Here is an 18,719-nt window from a genome sequence, read left to right as displayed (position 1 = left end):
GCTCGAAGGTTATGACAGCGGTTCTTGTGCCACTCCGTATAAGTAAGACCTCCCATAATTCACAGGATCCACAACTCCGCCAATCAGTATCATAGCTGAGCGTTTGACACCTGCTTCTTTGACCTTGCCTGCAATATCGGCAACCGTTCCCTTTATTATCTTCTGGTCAGGCCATGAGGCATGGAAGACTACTGCCACTGGAGTTTCCGGCGGGTACTCGACCTTTTCCATGATCTCCTCGATCTTCTGGGTTCCCAGGAAAACAGCCATGGTCGCATTATGTCTGGAGAGCTCCTTTATCTTGTCCTTTTCCAGGGTCTGTCCTGCCGGGCGTGTGATAATAAGTGTCTCTGAGACATTGTTAAGTGTCAGCTGTGTTTGCAATGCGGCAGCAGTGGCGAAGACGGAAGACACACCTGGTATTATCTCAATTTCCACACCGGCGTTCTTTAACTCTTCCATCTGCTCCACAATAGATCCGTATAGAGACGGGTCACCGCTGTGCAGCCGGACTACTTTCTTGCCGGCTCTGAGGCTGTCAAGTATGAGCTTGTTGGTCTCGTCCAGGGTCAGACCATAACTGTCGATCTTTTCCCCTTTAGAGTAATCAAGTACTTTTGGATTCACAAGTGAGCCTGCATATATAACCAGGTCCGCCTCTTCCAGAAGTTCACGGCCTGCAACTGTTATATATTTCTCATTGCCCGGACCGGAACCTACAAAATATACCTTATTGTTCGTCATTGTGATGCTCCTGTGAGTCACTCCTTTTCCGCGAAGATAATGCTGAAATAATTACCTTTCTCCGGAATATTTTCCTGTTCCGTGATAATCACTTCATCAGGACTGAAGAGCCGTTCTGCAAAAGTGAACTTACTGTAGCCTTCCTTTTTGAATGAATCGATGATCTCAAGAGGTCTGCTGGCCTTCAACCTTATCTTATACTTGCTGTCAGATCCGTCACTTACCTCAAAAGAAGCATCCACCTCTGCACCGGTCTGTGCGGCAAAGGAGGTTATCGAACTGATACCCGGAATTGTCGAGGTCTCTACATCAGGATACAGCCTCTTCATCACGCGCTTAAGGTGAGTGAAGGTAGAGAAGAAATTGGGGTCACCGATAAGACCAAAAGAAACAAGATTATCTCTGGACTCCTCAGCTATCATCTCAGCATTCTTCTTCCAGACTGCATTAAGCACATTATAATCGGTCAGCATGGGGAAGTCCATTATCTCGGCTTCCGCATAAGGTGCTACCAGTTCTGCTGCAAGGCGGCCGGGAACGTAGACCTTATAGCTCTTTTTCAGTGTTTCGACAGCTTTCAATGTCAGAAGTTCCGGGTCACCGGGTCCAAGTCCTACTCCAACAAGCATTTTTTAATCACCATACGCTTAAGATTGTACTTACATAATTTCACTATGAGTTGACTATAATTATTACTAAGCAATATTACTAACAACTGTTGTTGTGCTGATCTTCGGCTGACCTTCCTACAACGACGTATACAGGATTCTCAGGCTTGAACATCGTCTCACCTGTCAGCGGCGCACCACGCGACACTATAATGTGCAGCACCTCATCGAATAAGCCAAGTTCTTTTAACTTGTTTATTACATTTACGACTGTTTCTATCCTGACCGCATTCACCACGATGCTTCTGGCCTTCTTCTCTGCAAGGACCTCAAGCACCCGGGAGATATTCTTCGTACCGCCGATGAATGCACAGCCGATACTGCCAACCGGCTGTTTGCTCAGGATATCGGAGGATTCACCTGAATAAAGAGTTACATTCTCTATGTTGAAGGACCTGAAATTGGTCCTTGCGACCTCGATTGCCTCTTCCCTGGCGTCGATGGCATGGATCTTCAGATCGCACACCATCTTGCTGGCTTCAATGGATACAGCACCTGTACCGCAGCCAATATCGAAAAAACTATCCCCATTTTTTAAATCAAGTTTAGATAGGGATATTGCAATTATCTCGGGTTTTGTAGGTCCGCCACTTACATGCAAAAGTTCAGTCATGTTCCACCTTAACTAAGATAAACTGGAGTTAATTACTAAGATTAACCGGAGTTAAGTAGATATAAGTTGTCCCTCATAAAACTGTTGGACTATCTCACATCCACATAACCTTAACTTAAAAACTTCCAAATCTGAAGGGTTGTTCTACATGGCAGACGGTAAAAAAGCAAAGAAACTATTGGTCCTTGGTACTGCATCAGACGTCGGAAAGAGCATTATGGTCACAGGGCTTTGCAAAGTCCTTTCCCGTAAATACAAGGTTGCACCTTTCAAGGCACAGAATATGAGCCTGAATTCCTGGATAACAAAAGACGGCAAAGAAATAGGTATCGCCCAGGCAATACAAGCCAAGGCAGCCGGGGTCGAGCCTACTGCCGATATGAACCCGGTCCTTCTGAAACCCAAAGGAGACAGGACATCACAGGTGATAGTACTGGGAGAGCCATATGCCGACAAGTCTGCAGGCAACTATTATGACTCCATAGAAGAGATGCACGGTGTCCTTAAGGGAGCGCTTGAAAGACTGGAATCCGAATATGAGCTGATAGTCATGGAGGGCGCAGGCGGGGCCGCCGAGATTAACCTCTATGACCGCGATATCGTTAATGTGGGAACAGCCAGGATAACCGGTGCACCTATTATACTTGTAGGCGACATTGAGTCAGGAGGCGTCTTTGCCAGCCTCTACGGCACCAAGGCCCTGCTTCCCGAGGACATTAGCAGGAATATCAGAGGATTTGTCATTAACAAATTCAGGGGTGACCCTGCCATACTCGAGCCGGGACTCCGGCAGCTTGAAGAGCTGACTGGTGTGCCTGTGCTGGGCGTGTTGCCATATTACAACCTCAAGATACCTTCCGAGGATTCCATGGCTATACGCAAGAAGAAGAAAAGCCAGGAGAAGCAGGAAAATATCAACGATGTGGATATTGCCATCATCCGCCTGCCCAGAATATCAAACTTCACTGATTTCGAACCCCTTGAGAAGATAGCACGCGTAAGGTATGTCAATCCTGATGAAGACCTCGGGAAGCCGGACTGCATAATCATCCCCGGCACAAAGAACACTGTGAGCGACCTGCTGGACCTGAAGGAAAGTGGCATGGATGTACGGATACGCGCCCTGCACGGCAAGATACCTATACTCGGCATATGTGGCGGGTACCAGATGCTCGGCAGGACCATACATGACTCCGGAGTTGAGAACGGGACAGAAGCTGACTACGAGGGCCTTGGTTTGCTGGATGTGGAGACTTCTTTTGGTGAATACAAGAAAATGACCATCCAGGTCCGTAAGGAGGTTGTTGCCGAAGGACCCATATTCAAGCATATCAAAGGCCAGGAGGTATGGGGTTACGAGATACATATGGGCACCACAAAGACCCAAAAAACCGTTTTTGGCAATGATGGCAGCATCGATGACAGCGGTACTGTTGTGGGTACCTACCTTCACGGCCTTTTCGAGAATGCGAATGTCAGGCATGCCCTCATGATATACCTTGCAGAGAAAAAAGGTGTTGAATATATACCCGAGGTTGTGACGACCGAAGAAGAAGCCTATGAAGAGCTTGCGGGGGTTGTGGAGAGTTGTCTTGACATGAGAAAGATATATGAAATGATAGAAGAACAAGACCAACATTAGAATTCCTTTCCTGCAGGCAGCATCGCTTGCAACTTCTTTGTTATTTTTTATTTGTTTTTTATTCTTTATTCATTATTGCATTTGGCTTTTAGAGTGCGGAGCAACGGCTTTTTTGCGAGATTCCAACTCATAGACCATCTTTTTGAAAATACCCCCGTTACCATTATGTTTGCATTGTGAAATAAACTAGACAATGAAAAAGAATATATAGAATACAACTGATTGTAGGTTCAACTACATTAAATAGACATACTTATAGGAGAATAGCAATGCCGGAAAAAACACTGGACCTCATTGAACCTGAAACATCTGTAAAGATACTGAAGCTTACGGGACAGAGATCCCTGAGAAAAAGGATCCTTGACATGGGACTGACACCGGGGACAAAAGTAGAAGTAATGCGACGGGCACCCCTTGGAGACCCTGTGGAATTCAAGATAAAAGGATACAACCTCTCTCTTCGGAAAAAAGAAGCACAGACGGTTCTCGTTGAAACAGTCGAATAGATAGGGCCGGAACAAGACCATGATGGTGACATTATGACAAAAAAAATAACAGTAGCCCTTGCTGGGAATCCAAATGTTGGGAAAACCTCCGTATTCAATGCGATAACCGGCTCAAGGCAACATGTTGGCAACTGGCCCGGTGTGACTGTTGAAAGAAAGATGGGAAAAAGGGTCTACAAGAACACTGAGATGGAGATCGTAGACCTTCCCGGAACATATAGCCTTACAACATATTCCCTGGACGAGATAATTGCGCGCGACTTCCTGATAGAGGAAAAACCGGACATTGTAGTACAGGTCATAGATGCAACGAACCTTGAGAGGAACCTTTACCTGTCGACCCAGTTGATGGAACTGGGTGTGAAACTGGTAATTGCACTCAATATGAAAGACCTTGCCCTTGCAAAAGGAAACAGGATCGATGAGGAAAAGATACAGGAATTCCTGGATGTGCCGGTGATACCTACAATCGCAAGCAAAGGTACTGGTATTGAGAGACTGCTGGATGCTGTTATAGAAGAGGCATCTAAGGCCAGGAAAAATGATGATCCATTAAGTTATGACGAAGCGACAGAGGGCATGGTACATGAACTTGAGGTAATCCTTAAAAGTGACCAGTACTTTGCACATTACCCTTCGCGATGGTTCAGCATAAAGTTACTTGAGGGTGACGAAAATATAATCAAAAAAGCACAGGAGAGTAAGAAATACACTCAGATCAGGGAGATACTCAGGAAGACGGATGAAGATAATTTTGAAACAAAGATCGCAGACCAGCGGTACAGTACTATCCAGGCCATGTTGAGACAGGTATGTGATATCAACACAAGCCAGCTCAGTGGTTCAGATATGGTTGACCGCGTTGTGACAAACAAACTACTGGGGATTCCCATATTTCTTGCATTGATGTGGGCGGCGTTTGAATTAACATTCACATTTGCCACTCCGTTCATGAACATGATTGATATCTTCTTTGGATGGCTTGCGGGTGCAACTGCCGAAGTTATCAGCACAGAGTGGCTGGCTTCCCTTGTAGGCGACGGCATCATTGCAGGCATCGGGTCCGTGCTAATATTCCTTCCTAACATACTGCTGCTCTTCTTCATGCTCTCCCTTATGGAAGATAGCGGATACATGGCAAGGGCGGCATTCATCATGGACAGGGTCATGGGAAGGATAGGGCTTCATGGAAAATCCTTTATTCCCCTGATAATGGGATTCGGATGTAACGTGCCTGCGATAATGGCAACAAGGACCATCGAGGACCCTCGGGACAGGCTGATCACTATACTTGTCGCACCATTCATATCCTGCGGTGCAAGATTGCCTGTTTACGTGCTCCTGGCCGGGGCATTCTTCGGAAGAGATGCAGGAATCGTAATTTTCGGACTCTATGCACTTGGAATACTGGTTGCAGTGCTAAGTGCAAAGCTCATGAGGACAACAGTCCTCAGGGGAGAAGATGCACCTTTCATCATGGAACTTCCCGATTACCGTCTGCCTACTCTTAAAGGCAGTTTCATCCACATGTGGGAAAGAGCTAAAATATACCTGAAAAAGGCTGGCGGAATAATACTCATCGGTGTTGTAGGTGTATGGCTGCTGGCATCCATTCCTGCACCTGGTAGTGGCGGAGTGTTCGGATCTGAAGAAATATACGGCAGTACCGATTCACTGGTAGGAGTGATAGGACACCTGATAGAGCCTTTAGTCGCACCCCTTGGATTTGACTGGCGGATAGCTGTTGCACTGGTGTTTGGTATTGTTGCCAAGGAGATAGTCGTAGGATCCATGGGCGTGCTCTACGGAGCTGGTGAGGACGAACAGAACCTGTCCAATATCCTGGCAGCCGGAGCAATGACACCCCTTGCAGGACTTGGGCTCATGGTGTTCACTCTTCTCTACGTGCCTTGCTTTGCCTGTATAGGCGTTATAAAAAGAGAGACAGGGTCATGGAAATGGACACTTTTCCAGCTTGTATACGGAACAGGGCTGGCATGGGTCTTTGCATTTACTTTGTATCAGATAGGAAGCAGAATAGGTTTCCTTACTTGAAGATCAGGAAATATAGAATTAGAGAGGGAAACAGATGGAACAAATTAATCAAAACAAAGAACTCCTGTTCGCATTACTTGCCGGAGTTCTGTACTCCATTTTTGGAGTACTTCACATTGCAGAAGGACTGAGCATAAATACAGGGATTGCAGAGTTTTTGTTCATTTCCGGAGATATTCTTGGAGGAGCATGCCTTGTGATAATCGGAACCGTGTTCCTCTATGGGTCAAGGGAGATGACAAAAGGTGTCAATGCAGGAGTTTCCTTTGTCTATGTGGGAATACTCTTGTCGCTTGTATTCATGGCAGTATATATCCTGACGATGGGAGGGAATCTCCTGGATTCAATTATTGTCCCGGATGATTATGAAGGATGGAGCGTTATGGAGAACTTCAGGCCGGGAATATACCTGGGGATACTTCCACTCATGGGGATACTGTATTGGAAAAACAGGTTCTCACTGAATGAGATACTTGTAGTCAGGGAGGTAGCATGATAATAGGTTACAACTTTTTTTTAAAAAGAATAGCCGCAATGATGGATTCAAAAGAGAATCTCACAATGGGAACGATTGCAAGCCGCCTGAACCTCAGACAGGATGAGTTCAAGGACCTGCTCAACATCATGGAAAAAAGAGGAGATCTCAAAACTATTGTACAAAACGCAGGAACATGTGAAGGAAAATGCGCAGGATGCCGGAGCTCCTGCGCATCAACCTTTAGCTCTTTTGCACAGAAGAACACAACATATTACCAGCTAACGGAAAAAGGCAGAAGCGTCTGTGGAAAATTGTCCTGAAGACTGCTACATGTGATTTTATTCAAACCTGCCTTTGTATTCTTTTCTTTCCTGTATGTCTTTTAGTGCCAACACTCTTGTTCCGTAGTTGCCCTGTTTTCAAAAGCCATAAGCTATAAATACAAGTGATGCTCTTTATCCATTAGTGTACATAAATATACATTAATGTTTTTAGAGGTGCTTGGATGAAGGCGTATATCAAGAAAGTAAGTGAAGGGCAGGACCTGACAATAAAGGAAGCTGAGGATGCTATCACCAAGATATTCACAGAGTCCACTGATGCCCAGATCGCAGGCCTGCTAATGGCCCTGAAAATGAAAGGTGAGACTGCAGATGAGATTGCCGGGTTTGCCACCGGGATGAAAAAAGCAGCCAATCTTATCTATCCTGAAGTGAAAGGAACACTGATTGATATTGTCGGGACGGGGGCTGACAGGCATAACACCATCAATGTTTCAACAGCCGCAGCTATTGTCACTGCCGCAGCCGGTATTCCAGTGGCAAAGCATGGCAACCGTTCCATTACTTCACTTTCGGGAAGTGCGGATGTGCTCAGGGAGTTAGGAATAAAGGTGGACAAGAGCCCTGAGGAAGTGAAGCAGATCATTGAAAAAGCAGGTATTGGATTTATGTTCGCCCCTGTTTTCCACCCTTCCATGAAAAGAGTTGCAGGTATAAGGCAGGAACTTGGTACAAGGACAGTGTTCAACATACTGGGGCCCCTGACAAACCCTGCCAATGCAAAAGCACAGCTTGTAGGGGTCTTTGACAGCAGGTTGTGTAAGACCTTTGCCGAAGTCATGAAGAAAATGGGAGTTGAGAGGGCAATGGTCGTTCATGGCGACGGCATGGATGAGATATCCAGCATAGCCGAGACCTGCGTGGCTGAACTCAGGGATGGCAGGATAAAGACATATACCCTTACTCCTGAAGAGCTTGGGATCAACAGGGCAAAAGCGACAGACATTGTCGGCGGGACTCCGAAAGAGAATGCAAGGGACATAATATACGTCCTCAAAGGAGAAAAAGGCCCCAAGAGAGATATCATTGTCATCAACTCTGCTGCCGCCCTGTACCTGGCAGGCATGGCTGACTCAATAAAAGAAGCCATACCACTAGTTGAAGAAATCATAGACAGCGGCAAGGCGCTTGAAAAACTGATGGATTTCTGTGACGATAAGAGCGCCTGTGAGGCAATAAATGAAACACATGCCAAAAGTGAAAATATGCGGTATGCGATGTGCTGAAGACATAGACATGGCTGTAAGGTGCGGAGCAGATGCAGTGGGTTTCATCACCGATGTTCCGGTGCAGACATCCAGGAAGATAGACCCGGATACTGCATCCGGGCTTATCCGGCATGTGCCACTCTTCGTTGAGTCGGTCCTTGTAATAATGCCATACAATACTGATCAGGCCCTGAAGCTCATAAGAAAAACCCACCCGGATAGTATTCAGCTCCATAATGACATGGGTCCGGAGGAGATAGGGATCATCCGAGATGGAATTGATGACGCTCGGCAAAGAATCATTAAGACATTCACAGTGCCTCCAGGAGCGAGGGAAGTGACGACCGCAGGCCTGATAGCACAGATAGAGGCACTTAGTGAGACAGGTCTGATCGATGGTGTACTACTGGATTCCGGAAAGACCGGGATGAGTGGCGGTACAGGAATCACCCACGACTGGTCAGTGAGCAAAGAGATAGTGGAAAATACCGATATCCCAATCATACTTGCCGGCGGGCTGAAGCCGGAAAACGTTCGCGATGCTGTTGAACAGGTCCGGCCGTTCGCTGTGGATACAGCCTCGGGAGTGGAGACGGAAGGGAACAAAGACCCTGCAAAAGTGTGCAGGTTCATAAGAGAAGCAAGGTGTATCAATGGTTGATTTTGATCTTAGTAAGGAAGAGTTCATATCCCTTGTCAGGGGGTCACAGAAACCTGCCATAGTGCAGCTCATGGCAAAGGTGCCAAGCGTATGCACCCCGCTGCAGTTATACGCAACCCTTCAGAATGCAGGACACTCCTATCTCCTGGAGTCTGTCGAGAAGGAAAAAAGGCATGCCAGATATTCTTTTGCAGGTTCTGAGCCTGAGATTGTGGTGTCCATTAAGGACCGGTTCCTGACGATAGAATGCCAGATAAGTTCCGAACTCTCACAATATATATATAGGAGAGTAAAATGCATGGGCCGGATGGAGCCTCTCATCGGGGGCAGGTACAGGGTGAAAATAGAAGATGGTAAAGATGCCCTGGATGCATTTCGTGATATATTCCCCACAAGCAATGACGCGGTCCTCCTGAACCAGAAACGCTTTGACAGGCAAACCTTCCTTGGAGGTGCGATCGGATACAACAGTTACGACTTTGTGTACGATTCGTGGCTTGATATCGATAAGAAACCGGATGCTGACACCCCGGACATGCATTTTGCCATCATGACAAAGACATTTGTCTTTGACCATATGACTGGCGAAACCTACATTGTCATCTCACCCTTTGTGACAGGCGAAAGTGATCTTGAAGCAGTATACGAGCATGCCTGTGCTGACTCACGACTTATGGAGAGGTCACTGAGTATGGCTTCAGTTATTGGGATCAGCGACAGCATCCTTGGGAAAGTGAATGCTGAAGAGCCGGTGCCGGATACCGACCAGGAGACTTTCGAGAAGGCTGTCCTTCAGGCAAAACAGCACATCATAGATGGCGATATCTTTCAGATAGTGCTCTCCAGACGGTACACGGTCAGGATGGGGCAGACACCCCTGCAACTGTACATTAGGCTAAGGAACATTAATCCAAGCCCTTACATGTATATATTCAATTTCAAGGATATCGGCATCGTAGGTGCAAGTCCTGAGACCCTGATGACAGTCTACGACCGGAAGGTAATAACCAACCCCATAGCAGGGACTTGTCCAAGAGGTCGTGATGAAGAGGAGGACAAAGCACTTGCTGCCCGAATGCTCGATGATGAGAAGGAAAGGGCCGAGCATATAATGCTCGTGGACCTTGGACGCAACGATGTGAGAATGGTATCCAAGGGTGGCACCGTCAGGGTCGATGACCTTATGAGCGTCATCAAGTACTCCCATGTGCAGCATATCGAAAGTACAGTGAGCGGGGAGATGAGGGACGACTGCGATCAGTTCGACGCTACACGTGCCATCTTCCCGGCAGGTACGCTTTCCGGCGCTCCCAAGATCCGGGCAATGAAAATAATCGATGACCTTGAACCGGAATCAAGGGGAATTTATGGAGGAGGCGTCGGCTATTATTCATGGAACGGGGATGCTGACTTTGCCATTGTTATAAGGACAGTGCTGATTAAAAACAACACTGCCTATGTACAGGCAGGTGCCGGGATAGTGGCCGATTCCGATCCCGCTTACGAATATCAGGAAACTGAGAGAAAGATGGCTGCAATGATAAAAGCCATAGGAGGGAAGTGATGAGAGTACTGTTCATCGATAACAAGGATTCGTTCGTATGGAACCTCGTGGATTATGTTTCCGTTTTCGAGCCGGATACCATAGTAGCCCCAAACACAATCTCAGTCGATGAGGTAAGGCAAATTAAGCCCGATGCTATCGTGATATCCCCGGGACCCGGCACCCCCCACAAATCTGAGGACGCGGGTACATGTCTGGAAATCATAAGTGATATCGGGCCCGAGATCCCGTTGTTGGGAGTCTGCTTTGGACACCAGGCCATAAATGCTGCCTTCGGAGGCACCATTGGGCATGCAAAGAGCGGGCCGGTCCATGGGAAGACTTCCGAGATAAGCCACAATGAATCACAGCTCTTTAACGGCCTGCCGGGGAGTTTCAAAGTCGGAAGGTATCACTCCCTTGCAATAGATGACTTAGCAGAAGGCCTGACAGTGACTGCAAGAACAGCAGACGGTATAATCATGGCTGTGGAACACAGGGAATATCCGGTTTATGGTGTGCAGTTCCATCCGGAGTCCATCCTTACCGAAAAAGGCATGTGTATCATCGGCAACTTCCTGAGGATTGCAGGTATGGGTAAGGATTAAGCCTTTACAGGCTTATTAGAGATCATGCTTGTAGGGATCACAGGAACACCAGGAACCGGGAAAACATCTGTTACAGAGTTACTGGAGAGCAGGACGTCATACCGGGTCATTCACATCAACGAACTCATCAAGGAGGAGAAACTCTACTCAGAAGTGGATAATGAAAGAGATTGCGTGGTTGCCGACATGGACCTTGTGGACCGGCGTGTCAGGGAAATGGCAAGTACCGACGACATCACTATCCTTGACAGCCATCTTTCTCATCATCTGGCTGATAGTGTTATTGTACTGAGGACAAAGCCTGAGGTGTTAAGAGACAGGCTGCAAAAGAGGAACTATTGCACTGAAAAAGTAGAGGAGAACCTCGAAGCAGAATCTCTGGACATTATCCTTTGTGAGTCGGTGGAGTGGTGCGATAATGTCTTTGAGATCGATACAACCTCTCAGTCCGTGGAAAGAACTCTCGATGACATACGGAACATCCTGGAGGGACTTGCCAAAGGCAGGGAGAAGGAATTAGCTGAGAGATACAGACCGGGCTCTGTAGACTGGAGTGAGGAGTTCTTCGGCTGAAGAGCCTTTCTTATATCCCTTCGTGGTGCTGCTCCTGCCCAGCCGGCATTCTTATTCCGGGCTTTCTGATGGCGGTGTCCCTATCGGGATTATGAAAGTGAAAGTGCTCCCCTTGCCAGGCTCACTCTCGACCCAGATCGTTCCTTCGTGCATTTTCACATATTCCTTAACAAGCATAAGTCCTAACCCGGTACCCCCATAACTGCGGGATGCGGAACTGTCCACCTGGAAAAAAGGCTCAAATATGCGCCCCTTTTCCTGATCAGGTATCCCAATGCCGGTATCACTTACTGATATCTTGATATGATTCACTTCAGGTATGGCTCTTATCGTAACTATTCCACCTTCCGGTGTGAATTTTATGGAGTTCTCCACCAGATTATACAATATACTTTTGAACTTCTCGACATCGGCGGTTATCTCAGTGAGACGGCTGTCTATGTCCGTGCGAAGTTCGATCCTTTTCCTGACAGCCAGGGAGTTCAGGGACGTATATGTATGCTCAACAGCAGAATGAATACTCAGCCTGTCCAGCCTTATGCACATGCTGCCTGAATCAATGCAGGATATTTCCAATATCTTATTGATAATATGCAGAAGCTGGTTTCCACTCCGGTTTATGGTAGATATGTACTTTATTTGTGTCTCGTTCATCCCTGCAGATAATTCCTCCAGCAGTATATCGGAAAAACCAATCACACCGCTTAAAGGAGTTCTCAGTTCATGGCTCATATTGCCCAGGAACTCGCTCTTGCTGCGGTTAGCTTCCTCGGCAGCTATCCTGGCCAGCAGCATCTGTTCTTCTGCCTTCTTGCGCCTGGTTATATCGACGTATGTGCCCACTGCCCTGTGTGGCACCCCGTTACCGTCCACTTTGAATGATCTGCCGCGTCCTGTCACCCACACCCACTCACCGGACTTAGATCTCATCCTGTAGTCCATTTTGAAATACTGCAGGGCACGAAGGTGAGCCATCAGGGACTCAAGCACGATGTCACGTTCATCAGGATGCAAAAGGCCGGACCATGTTCCAAAGTTCATAGCAAGCTCATTAGGCTCGTACCCCAGGATTGTGTACCATTTCGGACTGAAATAGGCTTTGTTGCTATCCATATCCCAGTCCCAGAAACCATGCTCTGACACTTCCATGGCCAGCTGGAGTCTTTCCTCACTCTCTTTTAGAGCGTCCTCCGCCTGTTTACGGTCAGTGATGTCCCGGGCAGCCGCGTATATGAGATTATCCTTTGGAGAGGATTTCCACTCTATCCAGCGATATGACCCGTCAATGCACCTGAAACGGTTTACAAAACCGGATATTTCCTTACCATTCTGCAGGAGAGAGAATACATCTGCTGTTGTGCGGAGGTCATCAGGATGAACAAAATCCAGAATGGTTTTCCCTTCCAGCTCTTCCACTCTGAGACCAAGGACCCTCTCCCATGCTTTGTTGAGGCGCACGAAGAGACCATCTGTACTGACGATGCAGAAAAGATCAAGGGCGTTGTCGAAATAATTATTCAGCTCTTCTTTTTTCTGGGCAAGCTCTTTCTCAGCCCGGTCCCTGGACAAACTCATCTTCTTCTTTAAAAGAGCTTCACGCACAGCAAAAGGGAGCCTTTTTGTATATTCCTTGATAATGTAATCCGTAGCGCCGGCTTTCATACAGGCTACAGCAGTCTCTTCATTCATGGAGCCGGTAAAGACGATGAAGGGAATGGTACCATCGTGCTCCAGTAACAGCTTAAGCGCCTGCATGCCATCAAAGGAGGGTAGGGAATAGTCAGAAATGACAAGATCGGGTTTGAAACTATCCAGGTTCTTTATGAATTCGTCCCGGGTTTCAACTCTTATTGATACGAAAGAGATTCCGTTTTTTGTAAGTTCCCTCTCTGCAAGTTCCATGTCAGAGGGCATATCCTCAACGAACAGTATGCGTAGCTGATTATTTTCTTCCATGGCTCTTCCATTCACCTCTTGCCCATGGGCATCTGGTTCAAAAGTAGCCAGTACATGCCTATATCCCGAACTGCTTCGACGAATTTATCAAAATCAACTGGCTTGACAATATAACTGTTCACTCCCAGACGATAGCTTTCGACAATATCATTCTCTTCCTTGGAAGATGTCAACATAATTATGGGAATGGTCTTTGTCGAGTTGTGGTCTTTCAGGACTTTCAGCACCTCCATTCCATCCATTTTTGGTCACTTCAGGTCCAGAAGGACCATTTTCGGTATATTGGCAGCATCACGCCCGGAAAACTTCCCCCTCGCAAAGAAAAATCAAGTGCCTGTTCTCCATCTGTTACAACCACTACATTGTTTGCGATCTTGTTTTTCTTCAATGCCCTCAGAGCCAGTTCCGAGTCATTGGGATTGTCCTCCACAAGTAATATTTCCACCTCACCTTCGATCATCGCTGTAATCCTCCTTTGCAGGTAATGAGAAATAGAATGTTGCTCCTTCGTTTACCTTGCCCTCTGCCCACACTGTCCCTCCGTGACGGTGAACAATGCGCTGCATGATAGCAAGTCCCACACCTGTTCCTTCAAACTCCTTTTCTGTGTGCAAGCGTTGGAAAAGACCGAAGAGCTTATGCACATATTTAGGGTCGAATCCAACTCCTGTATCTTTCACGTAGTAAACGTTCCTTCCATTTTCCCTGTAGCCTCCAATGGATATCACAGGCTCTTTCACAGGCATAGTATATTTGATGGCATTTGCAAGGAGATTGCTCCAGACCTGCTTCATCAGGACAGGATCTGCGCAGCCCTCTGGCATCTGATTTATACTGACATTGAATCTGGCTTTTATTTCCGGTGAAGTAAGCTCTTTGAAGACAGATTCAGCCATACCGGCCATATCTATATTTGTCAGGTTCATCTCATTTCTGCTGACACGTGAAAGAGAGAGAAGGTCCGTAATAAGTTTATCCATTTTTTGCGCGTTATCCCGGACGACACTCAGCAGCCTGTTGCCTTCCTCGTCCAGTTTGTCCGCATAATCCTCCAATATGATCCTGGAAAAGCCGTCAATGGCACGAAGAGGTGAGCGAAGGTCATGGGATACGGAATATGCGAAGGCTTCAAGCTCCTTGTTTGCAGCCTCAAGCTGGAATGTCCGCTGCCTGACACTTTCTTCCAGATCACAGCTGTGGCGTTTTATCTGCTCGTTCAGGCGGGCCTGCTGAATAGCAACCGCAAGCTGAGCCGCGATCTCCCGGACAATCTCCAGATGCTCATCATGGAAAAAGCCATCGTCTTCCGCCAGCAGATTCAGGGCCCCCATGAGCTCACCCTCAAGTATAAGCGGTGCACTGATACCGGAATGAAAAGTATCTTTAGGAATATGGCCTGATAAGGGAGAGAATAAACCTTCAAATTCAGGCAGGTCTTTAAATGAGATTATATATCCAGAGCTCAGTTCACTTAACTGCTTTTGCATGGAGACTCTAAAAAGCATACCTTCAGAAAAAGCAGGGCCCATCTCACCGTCAGCTGCAAACACATAAGCCTCTGCTGAATTCTTTTCGAACAACATCAAATGAACATTGGAGCATGCAATTATACGGCGCATGCATTTCAGAACAGTACATGCGATCTCCCGGGAGGAATGGGCACTGATGATGCCCTTGTCTATCCTGTGAAAGATGTTCAGGCGCTGGTTATACAGTTTCAGCTTTTCATCTGCCCGCTTCCTGTCAGTTATATCAAGAGAGATACCGCCCAGATAAGGCGAACCATGTTTTCGAGTAATAACGAATTTATAGGAAAGAAATGTCTGTGTGCCATCATCCTGGATTAATTCTTCCTCAACGACCAGAGTACCCTTGTTTTGTAGCACCAACTGGTCATTGGCGGAGAATTGCTTTGCTACATCAGGAGGGAACAGGTCTTCATTGGATTTGCCCAGTAAATGGGGTATTTCCAATCCGACCCTTTCCTCCAATTTCTTATTGCAGAACAGATGCCTTCCTTTTTCATCTTTGATGTAGGCGTACCCGGGGAAATTGTCCATGAACAGTCCGAATATTTCCTCGCTTTCCCTGAGTGCCTGCCTGGAGTTTTCCCGGTCGATCTGACAGTTCATCATGTTTCCAAGCAGCACTGTCACCAGAGGATAGATCACCAAGACGGGAAGAATTATCCTGCTCAAGGTATCAATTGCGAGCTGCCACGGAAGTATGAAAGTACATAGAAGCATTGTAATGTGGATAGTAAGACCAAAAGCATATAGTTCGAATCTCCCGAAGATGCGTTTAAGTTTTTCATGATAGCGGTTCCAAAAAAGACCCAGCATCGACGATGTGATTATGACGGAAACTCCCATCCAGACCCCGGCACCTCCCTGGTACAGGCGGAAAATTGCGGCAATAGACATGGCTATTATTGTCGGTACAAGGCCAAAGAATAGTCCGGTGATACCCAGGAGAATCGAACGCGTGTCAAAGAACAGTCCGGGGACCAGCTCCCAGGGGTTCATCATCAGTGCAATGCATATAAACCCAATGATAATCCCGACAAGCATTTTTTTCAAACGCGGGCTTATGCTGATATTAAGAAAAGTCGCTTCATATATCACCCAGAGTGCAAGGAGCAGCGCAGCATTGCTGATTATGCCGGCCAGAGGTTCATGGTTCACATGAGCCTCCCCTGGCATCCTGATAGTTCACAGATAGCGCATACATTTTTCTTCACTCCTCCCGACATTTGCCTTACATAAGGTTACTGAACATGTTCCTGGGAAGGTTACCGGAAACAACGATTCTAATGCTAGGACAATAATACATACATCACTTTCTAAATTAATATACTAATTATAGATAATATGAGTCATCACATATAAAATTTGACATTAAGCTTATCCAGTTGCTTCATGATGCTACAATAAAAAAGTGCGTATTTGTAAGACAGTTAGAAACTACAGATCATCCAGAATGAGTGCTTTGGTGCAGGCCATTGCAAGCATGCTGTTGATGAACTTTTCAGCTTCTTCCGTGGTATCCACCATGCGCACGGCCACCCTGCCATCGCTATAGAATGTAATCTCCCTGTACCCGCTCTTCGCCATAACGACACCGAGCCCCTCACTATAGCGCCCCTGAAGGTACTTCGCAAGCATTGGAAGGTCCGGACATTCGTCCAGCTGTGCTATGACCCTGAGCTTCCAGGGGTCTGCTATACATGGCAGTACCTGTTCAACGGATATGACCCTCATGGTTCTACACCTTATATTTCAAAAGATATTGAAACTAACTTGGATATATTTTGTGGTGCGGACAAGCAAAAACTAAATAAGCCAACCCGCAGACATTACTTTACAGCAGAGGCTGGATAATGAGAGTGCCGAGGTGACAGAGTGGCCAATGTGACCGCCTGCAGAGCGGTTTTCCGGGAGTTCGAATCTTCCCCTCGGCATATTACATTTCATATTTTGAGACATTTAACATCGATGAGGCTTTACTGATGGCATTGAGAGTCTATAATACACTTACCAGGGAGATGGAAGAGTTTGTCCCCCTCCATGGAAAAAAAGTCAATATGTATGTATGTGGCCCCACGGTGTACGACCACTGCCATCTGGGACATGCCAGGAGTTACATATCATTTGATATCATCAGGCGCTACCTATCCTATCGCGGCTACGATGTTCACTATATATCTAACATAACAGATGTGGACGACAAGATAATAAATAGGGCAAAAGAAACAGGCGAAGACCCTTTCGACCTCTCAGCAAGGTTCACCTGCTCCTTTATTGAAGACATGGCGAGCCTGATGGTAAAAAAGCCAGACGTACAACCCACCGTTACAGGACATATCACGGAAATAGTAGACGCTATTAAATTGCTGATGCTCAGGGAGTTTGCTTATCCTACGCCCGAAGGCAACGTCTATTACGATCTCACAAGGTCGAAGGAAAAGATAGGGATATTGAGCCACCAGACGGAGGAAGGTCTGATGGAGGGGTCCGGTGCCCGTATCGATGTGGAAAAAGATAAGAAATATCCGCTTGACTTCGTGCTCTGGAAATCCTCTGCAAAAGGCGAGCCGGGATGGGACAGTCCCTGGGGCAGGGGAAGGCCGGGATGGCATATCGAGTGCTCGGCCATGTCCATGAAATACGGCTCGCAGCAGCTGGACATCCACGGCGGCGGGGCGGACCTTATATTCCCGCACCATGAAGCTGAGATACACCAGTCAGAAGGCTGCACCGGCAAGCATCCCTTCAGTAAGTACTGGCTGCACAACGGTTTTCTTACTATTGATAAAGAGAAGATGTCAAAATCCCTGGGAAATTTCTTCACCATAAAGCAGGTGCTTGAGGAATTCCCGCCTGAGGTAATCAGGTTCTTCATACTCAATACCCACTACCGCAACACCATCGATTTCAGCAAGATGCATCTTGAAGAGGCAGGCAGGGCTTACGAAAGGATAGCAAACACGATAATCAATGTAAGATATGCTATTGAGAACGCAACTGAAGGAGACAATGATTCCGGCCTTCCAAACGAGATCAGTGAGGCGAGGGATCAGTTCACCATATCAATGGATGAGGATTTCAATACACGGGAAGCTCTGGCAAATCTTTTCATTTTCTCCCGCAAGGTAAATGCCATCATATCCGGGAGCAGTCCTGACAGACCTGCCCTTGAAGCAGTCCTTGGTTTCTTCTCTGAGATAGACGAAGTACTTGGAGTTTTCGGAAAGGACATCAGCGGTGTGACTGAAGGGACTAGCGGAGAACTCTCAGATAAGGATATCGATACCATGATACAGCAGCGCGAAGAAGCCCGCGGGGCTAAGGACTGGAAGAGGTCTGATGCCATCAGGGATGAGCTGAAGGAGAAGGGCGTCATTATCGAGGACGGAAAAGAAGGACTCAGGTGGAGGAGAGTTTGAAGTCCGGCAGAGTGCCAGAAACACCCGATACCGCGATTTTTTTGCGATAAGTATATGTATATATGTACAAATATGCATACATAATGACTGAAGAAAAAGCCAGATTCTTCAAAGCCCTGGGAGACAGGACCAGATTAACGATTGTCGGATGTCTTTTAAAACATGATCACTGTGCCTG

Annotated in this window: 19 protein-coding genes and 1 tRNA gene; 12 read left to right on the top strand and 8 right to left on the bottom strand. The window is 46.9% G+C overall.

Going from position 1 to position 18,719, the window contains the following annotated elements; translation table 11 throughout:
* Positions 1–9: 9 nt before the first annotated feature.
* The 3 genes from cobM to cbiT all read right to left on the bottom strand — a co-directional run bounded on the left by cobM (position 10) and on the right by cbiT (position 2,025).
* A complete protein-coding gene (cobM, locus tag Q8J68_RS09560) occupies positions 10–744 on the bottom strand; it encodes a precorrin-4 C(11)-methyltransferase (RefSeq protein ID WP_305311295.1) in 735 nt (244 codons plus the stop codon).
* A gap of 17 nt (positions 745–761) precedes the next feature.
* The gene (locus tag Q8J68_RS09555) at positions 762–1,373 is read right to left on the bottom strand and encodes a cobalt-factor II C(20)-methyltransferase (RefSeq protein ID WP_305311294.1); all 612 of its coding nucleotides are present in this window, start codon (positions 1,371–1,373) and stop codon (positions 762–764) included.
* Positions 1,374–1,452: 79 nt separating this feature from the next.
* Positions 1,453–2,025: a precorrin-6Y C5,15-methyltransferase (decarboxylating) subunit CbiT gene (gene cbiT / locus Q8J68_RS09550; RefSeq protein ID WP_305311293.1), complete on the bottom strand. Its 573-nt coding sequence runs from the start codon at positions 2,023–2,025 to the stop codon at positions 1,453–1,455.
* Between the two features lie 148 nt (positions 2,026–2,173).
* On the opposite strand from cbiT, the gene Q8J68_RS09545 reads away from it, so the two are divergent.
* The 10 genes from Q8J68_RS09545 to Q8J68_RS09500 all read left to right on the top strand — a co-directional run bounded on the left by Q8J68_RS09545 (position 2,174) and on the right by Q8J68_RS09500 (position 11,640).
* The gene (locus Q8J68_RS09545; RefSeq protein ID WP_305311292.1) at positions 2,174–3,667 is read left to right on the top strand and encodes a cobyric acid synthase; all 1,494 of its coding nucleotides are present in this window, start codon (positions 2,174–2,176) and stop codon (positions 3,665–3,667) included.
* Positions 3,668–3,936: 269 nt separating this feature from the next.
* On the top strand, positions 3,937–4,173 hold the full coding sequence (locus Q8J68_RS09540) for a ferrous iron transport protein A (RefSeq protein ID WP_015053965.1): 237 nt from the start codon (positions 3,937–3,939) through the stop codon (positions 4,171–4,173).
* A 33-nt stretch (positions 4,174–4,206) separates the two neighbouring features.
* Positions 4,207–6,228 carry a ferrous iron transport protein B gene (gene feoB / locus Q8J68_RS09535; protein ID WP_305311291.1) on the top strand — a complete coding sequence of 674 codons (2,022 nt, stop codon included), beginning with the start codon at positions 4,207–4,209 and terminating at the stop codon, positions 6,226–6,228.
* A 34-nt stretch (positions 6,229–6,262) separates the two neighbouring features.
* On the top strand, positions 6,263–6,724 hold the full coding sequence (locus Q8J68_RS09530) for a hypothetical protein (protein WP_305311290.1): 462 nt from the start codon (positions 6,263–6,265) through the stop codon (positions 6,722–6,724).
* Complete coding sequence (locus Q8J68_RS09525; protein ID WP_305311289.1) at positions 6,721–7,026, top strand: FeoC-like transcriptional regulator; 306 nt, start codon at positions 6,721–6,723, stop codon at positions 7,024–7,026. Before Q8J68_RS09530 ends, Q8J68_RS09525 begins: the two co-directional genes overlap by 4 nt.
* 185 nt (positions 7,027–7,211) lie before the next feature.
* Entirely contained in the window at positions 7,212–8,273 is a 1,062-nt protein-coding gene (gene trpD / locus Q8J68_RS09520; protein WP_305311288.1) for an anthranilate phosphoribosyltransferase, read from the top strand.
* Entirely contained in the window at positions 8,260–8,916 is a 657-nt protein-coding gene (locus tag Q8J68_RS09515) for a phosphoribosylanthranilate isomerase (protein ID WP_370867627.1), read from the top strand. The genes trpD and Q8J68_RS09515 overlap by 14 nt, the downstream gene beginning before the upstream one ends.
* Positions 8,909–10,480 (top strand): anthranilate synthase component I, encoded by a 1,572-nt coding sequence (trpE, locus tag Q8J68_RS09510; protein ID WP_305311286.1) that lies wholly within the window; start codon positions 8,909–8,911, stop codon positions 10,478–10,480. The genes Q8J68_RS09515 and trpE overlap by 8 nt, the downstream gene beginning before the upstream one ends.
* Positions 10,480–11,067, top strand: coding sequence for an aminodeoxychorismate/anthranilate synthase component II (locus tag Q8J68_RS09505; RefSeq protein WP_305311285.1), 588 nt, complete (start codon positions 10,480–10,482; stop codon positions 11,065–11,067). Before trpE ends, Q8J68_RS09505 begins: the two co-directional genes overlap by 1 nt.
* A 24-nt stretch (positions 11,068–11,091) precedes the next feature.
* On the top strand, positions 11,092–11,640 hold the full coding sequence (locus Q8J68_RS09500) for an adenylate kinase family protein (protein ID WP_305311284.1): 549 nt from the start codon (positions 11,092–11,094) through the stop codon (positions 11,638–11,640).
* Positions 11,641–11,691: 51 nt separating this feature from the next.
* Here the strand turns inward: Q8J68_RS09500 and Q8J68_RS09495 are convergent, their stop codons facing one another.
* From Q8J68_RS09495 to Q8J68_RS09475, 5 genes are all read right to left on the bottom strand, one after another.
* The gene (locus tag Q8J68_RS09495; protein ID WP_305311283.1) at positions 11,692–13,596 is read right to left on the bottom strand and encodes a PAS domain-containing protein; all 1,905 of its coding nucleotides are present in this window, start codon (positions 13,594–13,596) and stop codon (positions 11,692–11,694) included.
* Positions 13,597–13,607: 11 nt separating this feature from the next.
* Positions 13,608–13,838 (bottom strand): response regulator, encoded by a 231-nt coding sequence (locus Q8J68_RS09490; RefSeq protein WP_305311282.1) that lies wholly within the window; start codon positions 13,836–13,838, stop codon positions 13,608–13,610.
* An 11-nt stretch (positions 13,839–13,849) separates the two neighbouring features.
* Positions 13,850–14,056, bottom strand: a complete 207-nt coding sequence (locus tag Q8J68_RS09485) for a hypothetical protein (RefSeq protein ID WP_305311281.1) — start codon at positions 14,054–14,056, stop codon at positions 13,850–13,852.
* A complete protein-coding gene (locus tag Q8J68_RS09480; RefSeq protein ID WP_305311280.1) occupies positions 14,043–16,280 on the bottom strand; it encodes a LytS/YhcK type 5TM receptor domain-containing protein in 2,238 nt (745 codons plus the stop codon). Before Q8J68_RS09480 ends, Q8J68_RS09485 begins: the two co-directional genes overlap by 14 nt.
* 279 nt (positions 16,281–16,559) lie before the next feature.
* A complete protein-coding gene (locus tag Q8J68_RS09475) occupies positions 16,560–16,856 on the bottom strand; it encodes a hypothetical protein (RefSeq protein ID WP_305311279.1) in 297 nt (98 codons plus the stop codon).
* A 127-nt stretch (positions 16,857–16,983) separates the two neighbouring features.
* Between Q8J68_RS09475 and Q8J68_RS09470 the strand changes: the two genes are divergently transcribed.
* Both Q8J68_RS09470 and cysS read left to right on the top strand, forming a co-directional pair.
* Positions 16,984–17,056, top strand: a tRNA-Cys gene (locus tag Q8J68_RS09470).
* Positions 17,057–17,104: 48 nt separating this feature from the next.
* Complete coding sequence (gene cysS, locus Q8J68_RS09465) at positions 17,105–18,541, top strand: cysteine--tRNA ligase (protein WP_305311278.1); 1,437 nt, start codon at positions 17,105–17,107, stop codon at positions 18,539–18,541.
* Positions 18,542–18,719 lie beyond the last annotated feature (178 nt).

The organism is Methanolobus sp. (assembly GCF_030682845.1).
Classification (GTDB): Archaea; Halobacteriota; Methanosarcinia; order Methanosarcinales; family Methanosarcinaceae; genus Methanolobus.
Note: the sequence above shows the minus strand (reverse complement) of the source record. Positions and strands in the feature narration are given on the sequence as shown.

What these genes read in the sequence shown, in the direction of transcription:
- cobM (WP_305311295.1), bottom strand. Translation starts at nt 744, where the DNA reads ATGACGAACAATAAGGTATATTTTGTAGGTTCCGGTCCGGGCAATGAG.
- Q8J68_RS09555 (WP_305311294.1), bottom strand. Translation starts at nt 1,373, where the DNA reads ATGCTTGTTGGAGTAGGACTTGGACCCGGTGACCCGGAACTTCTGACA.
- cbiT (WP_305311293.1), bottom strand. Translation starts at nt 2,025, where the DNA reads ATGACTGAACTTTTGCATGTAAGTGGCGGACCTACAAAACCCGAGATA.
- Q8J68_RS09545 (WP_305311292.1), top strand. Translation starts at nt 2,174, where the DNA reads ATGGCAGACGGTAAAAAAGCAAAGAAACTATTGGTCCTTGGTACTGCA.
- Q8J68_RS09540 (WP_015053965.1), top strand. Translation starts at nt 3,937, where the DNA reads ATGCCGGAAAAAACACTGGACCTCATTGAACCTGAAACATCTGTAAAG.
- feoB (WP_305311291.1), top strand. Translation starts at nt 4,207, where the DNA reads ATGACAAAAAAAATAACAGTAGCCCTTGCTGGGAATCCAAATGTTGGG.
- Q8J68_RS09530 (WP_305311290.1), top strand. Translation starts at nt 6,263, where the DNA reads ATGGAACAAATTAATCAAAACAAAGAACTCCTGTTCGCATTACTTGCC.
- Q8J68_RS09525 (WP_305311289.1), top strand. Translation starts at nt 6,721, where the DNA reads ATGATAATAGGTTACAACTTTTTTTTAAAAAGAATAGCCGCAATGATG.
- trpD (WP_305311288.1), top strand. Translation starts at nt 7,212, where the DNA reads ATGAAGGCGTATATCAAGAAAGTAAGTGAAGGGCAGGACCTGACAATA.
- Q8J68_RS09515 (WP_370867627.1), top strand. Translation starts at nt 8,260, where the DNA reads ATGCGATGTGCTGAAGACATAGACATGGCTGTAAGGTGCGGAGCAGAT.
- trpE (WP_305311286.1), top strand. Translation starts at nt 8,909, where the DNA reads ATGGTTGATTTTGATCTTAGTAAGGAAGAGTTCATATCCCTTGTCAGG.
- Q8J68_RS09505 (WP_305311285.1), top strand. Translation starts at nt 10,480, where the DNA reads ATGAGAGTACTGTTCATCGATAACAAGGATTCGTTCGTATGGAACCTC.
- Q8J68_RS09500 (WP_305311284.1), top strand. Translation starts at nt 11,092, where the DNA reads ATGCTTGTAGGGATCACAGGAACACCAGGAACCGGGAAAACATCTGTT.
- Q8J68_RS09495 (WP_305311283.1), bottom strand. Translation starts at nt 13,596, where the DNA reads ATGGAAGAAAATAATCAGCTACGCATACTGTTCGTTGAGGATATGCCC.
- Q8J68_RS09490 (WP_305311282.1), bottom strand. Translation starts at nt 13,838, where the DNA reads ATGGATGGAATGGAGGTGCTGAAAGTCCTGAAAGACCACAACTCGACA.
- Q8J68_RS09485 (WP_305311281.1), bottom strand. Translation starts at nt 14,056, where the DNA reads ATGATCGAAGGTGAGGTGGAAATATTACTTGTGGAGGACAATCCCAAT.
- Q8J68_RS09475 (WP_305311279.1), bottom strand. Translation starts at nt 16,856, where the DNA reads ATGAGGGTCATATCCGTTGAACAGGTACTGCCATGTATAGCAGACCCC.
- cysS (WP_305311278.1), top strand. Translation starts at nt 17,105, where the DNA reads ATGGCATTGAGAGTCTATAATACACTTACCAGGGAGATGGAAGAGTTT.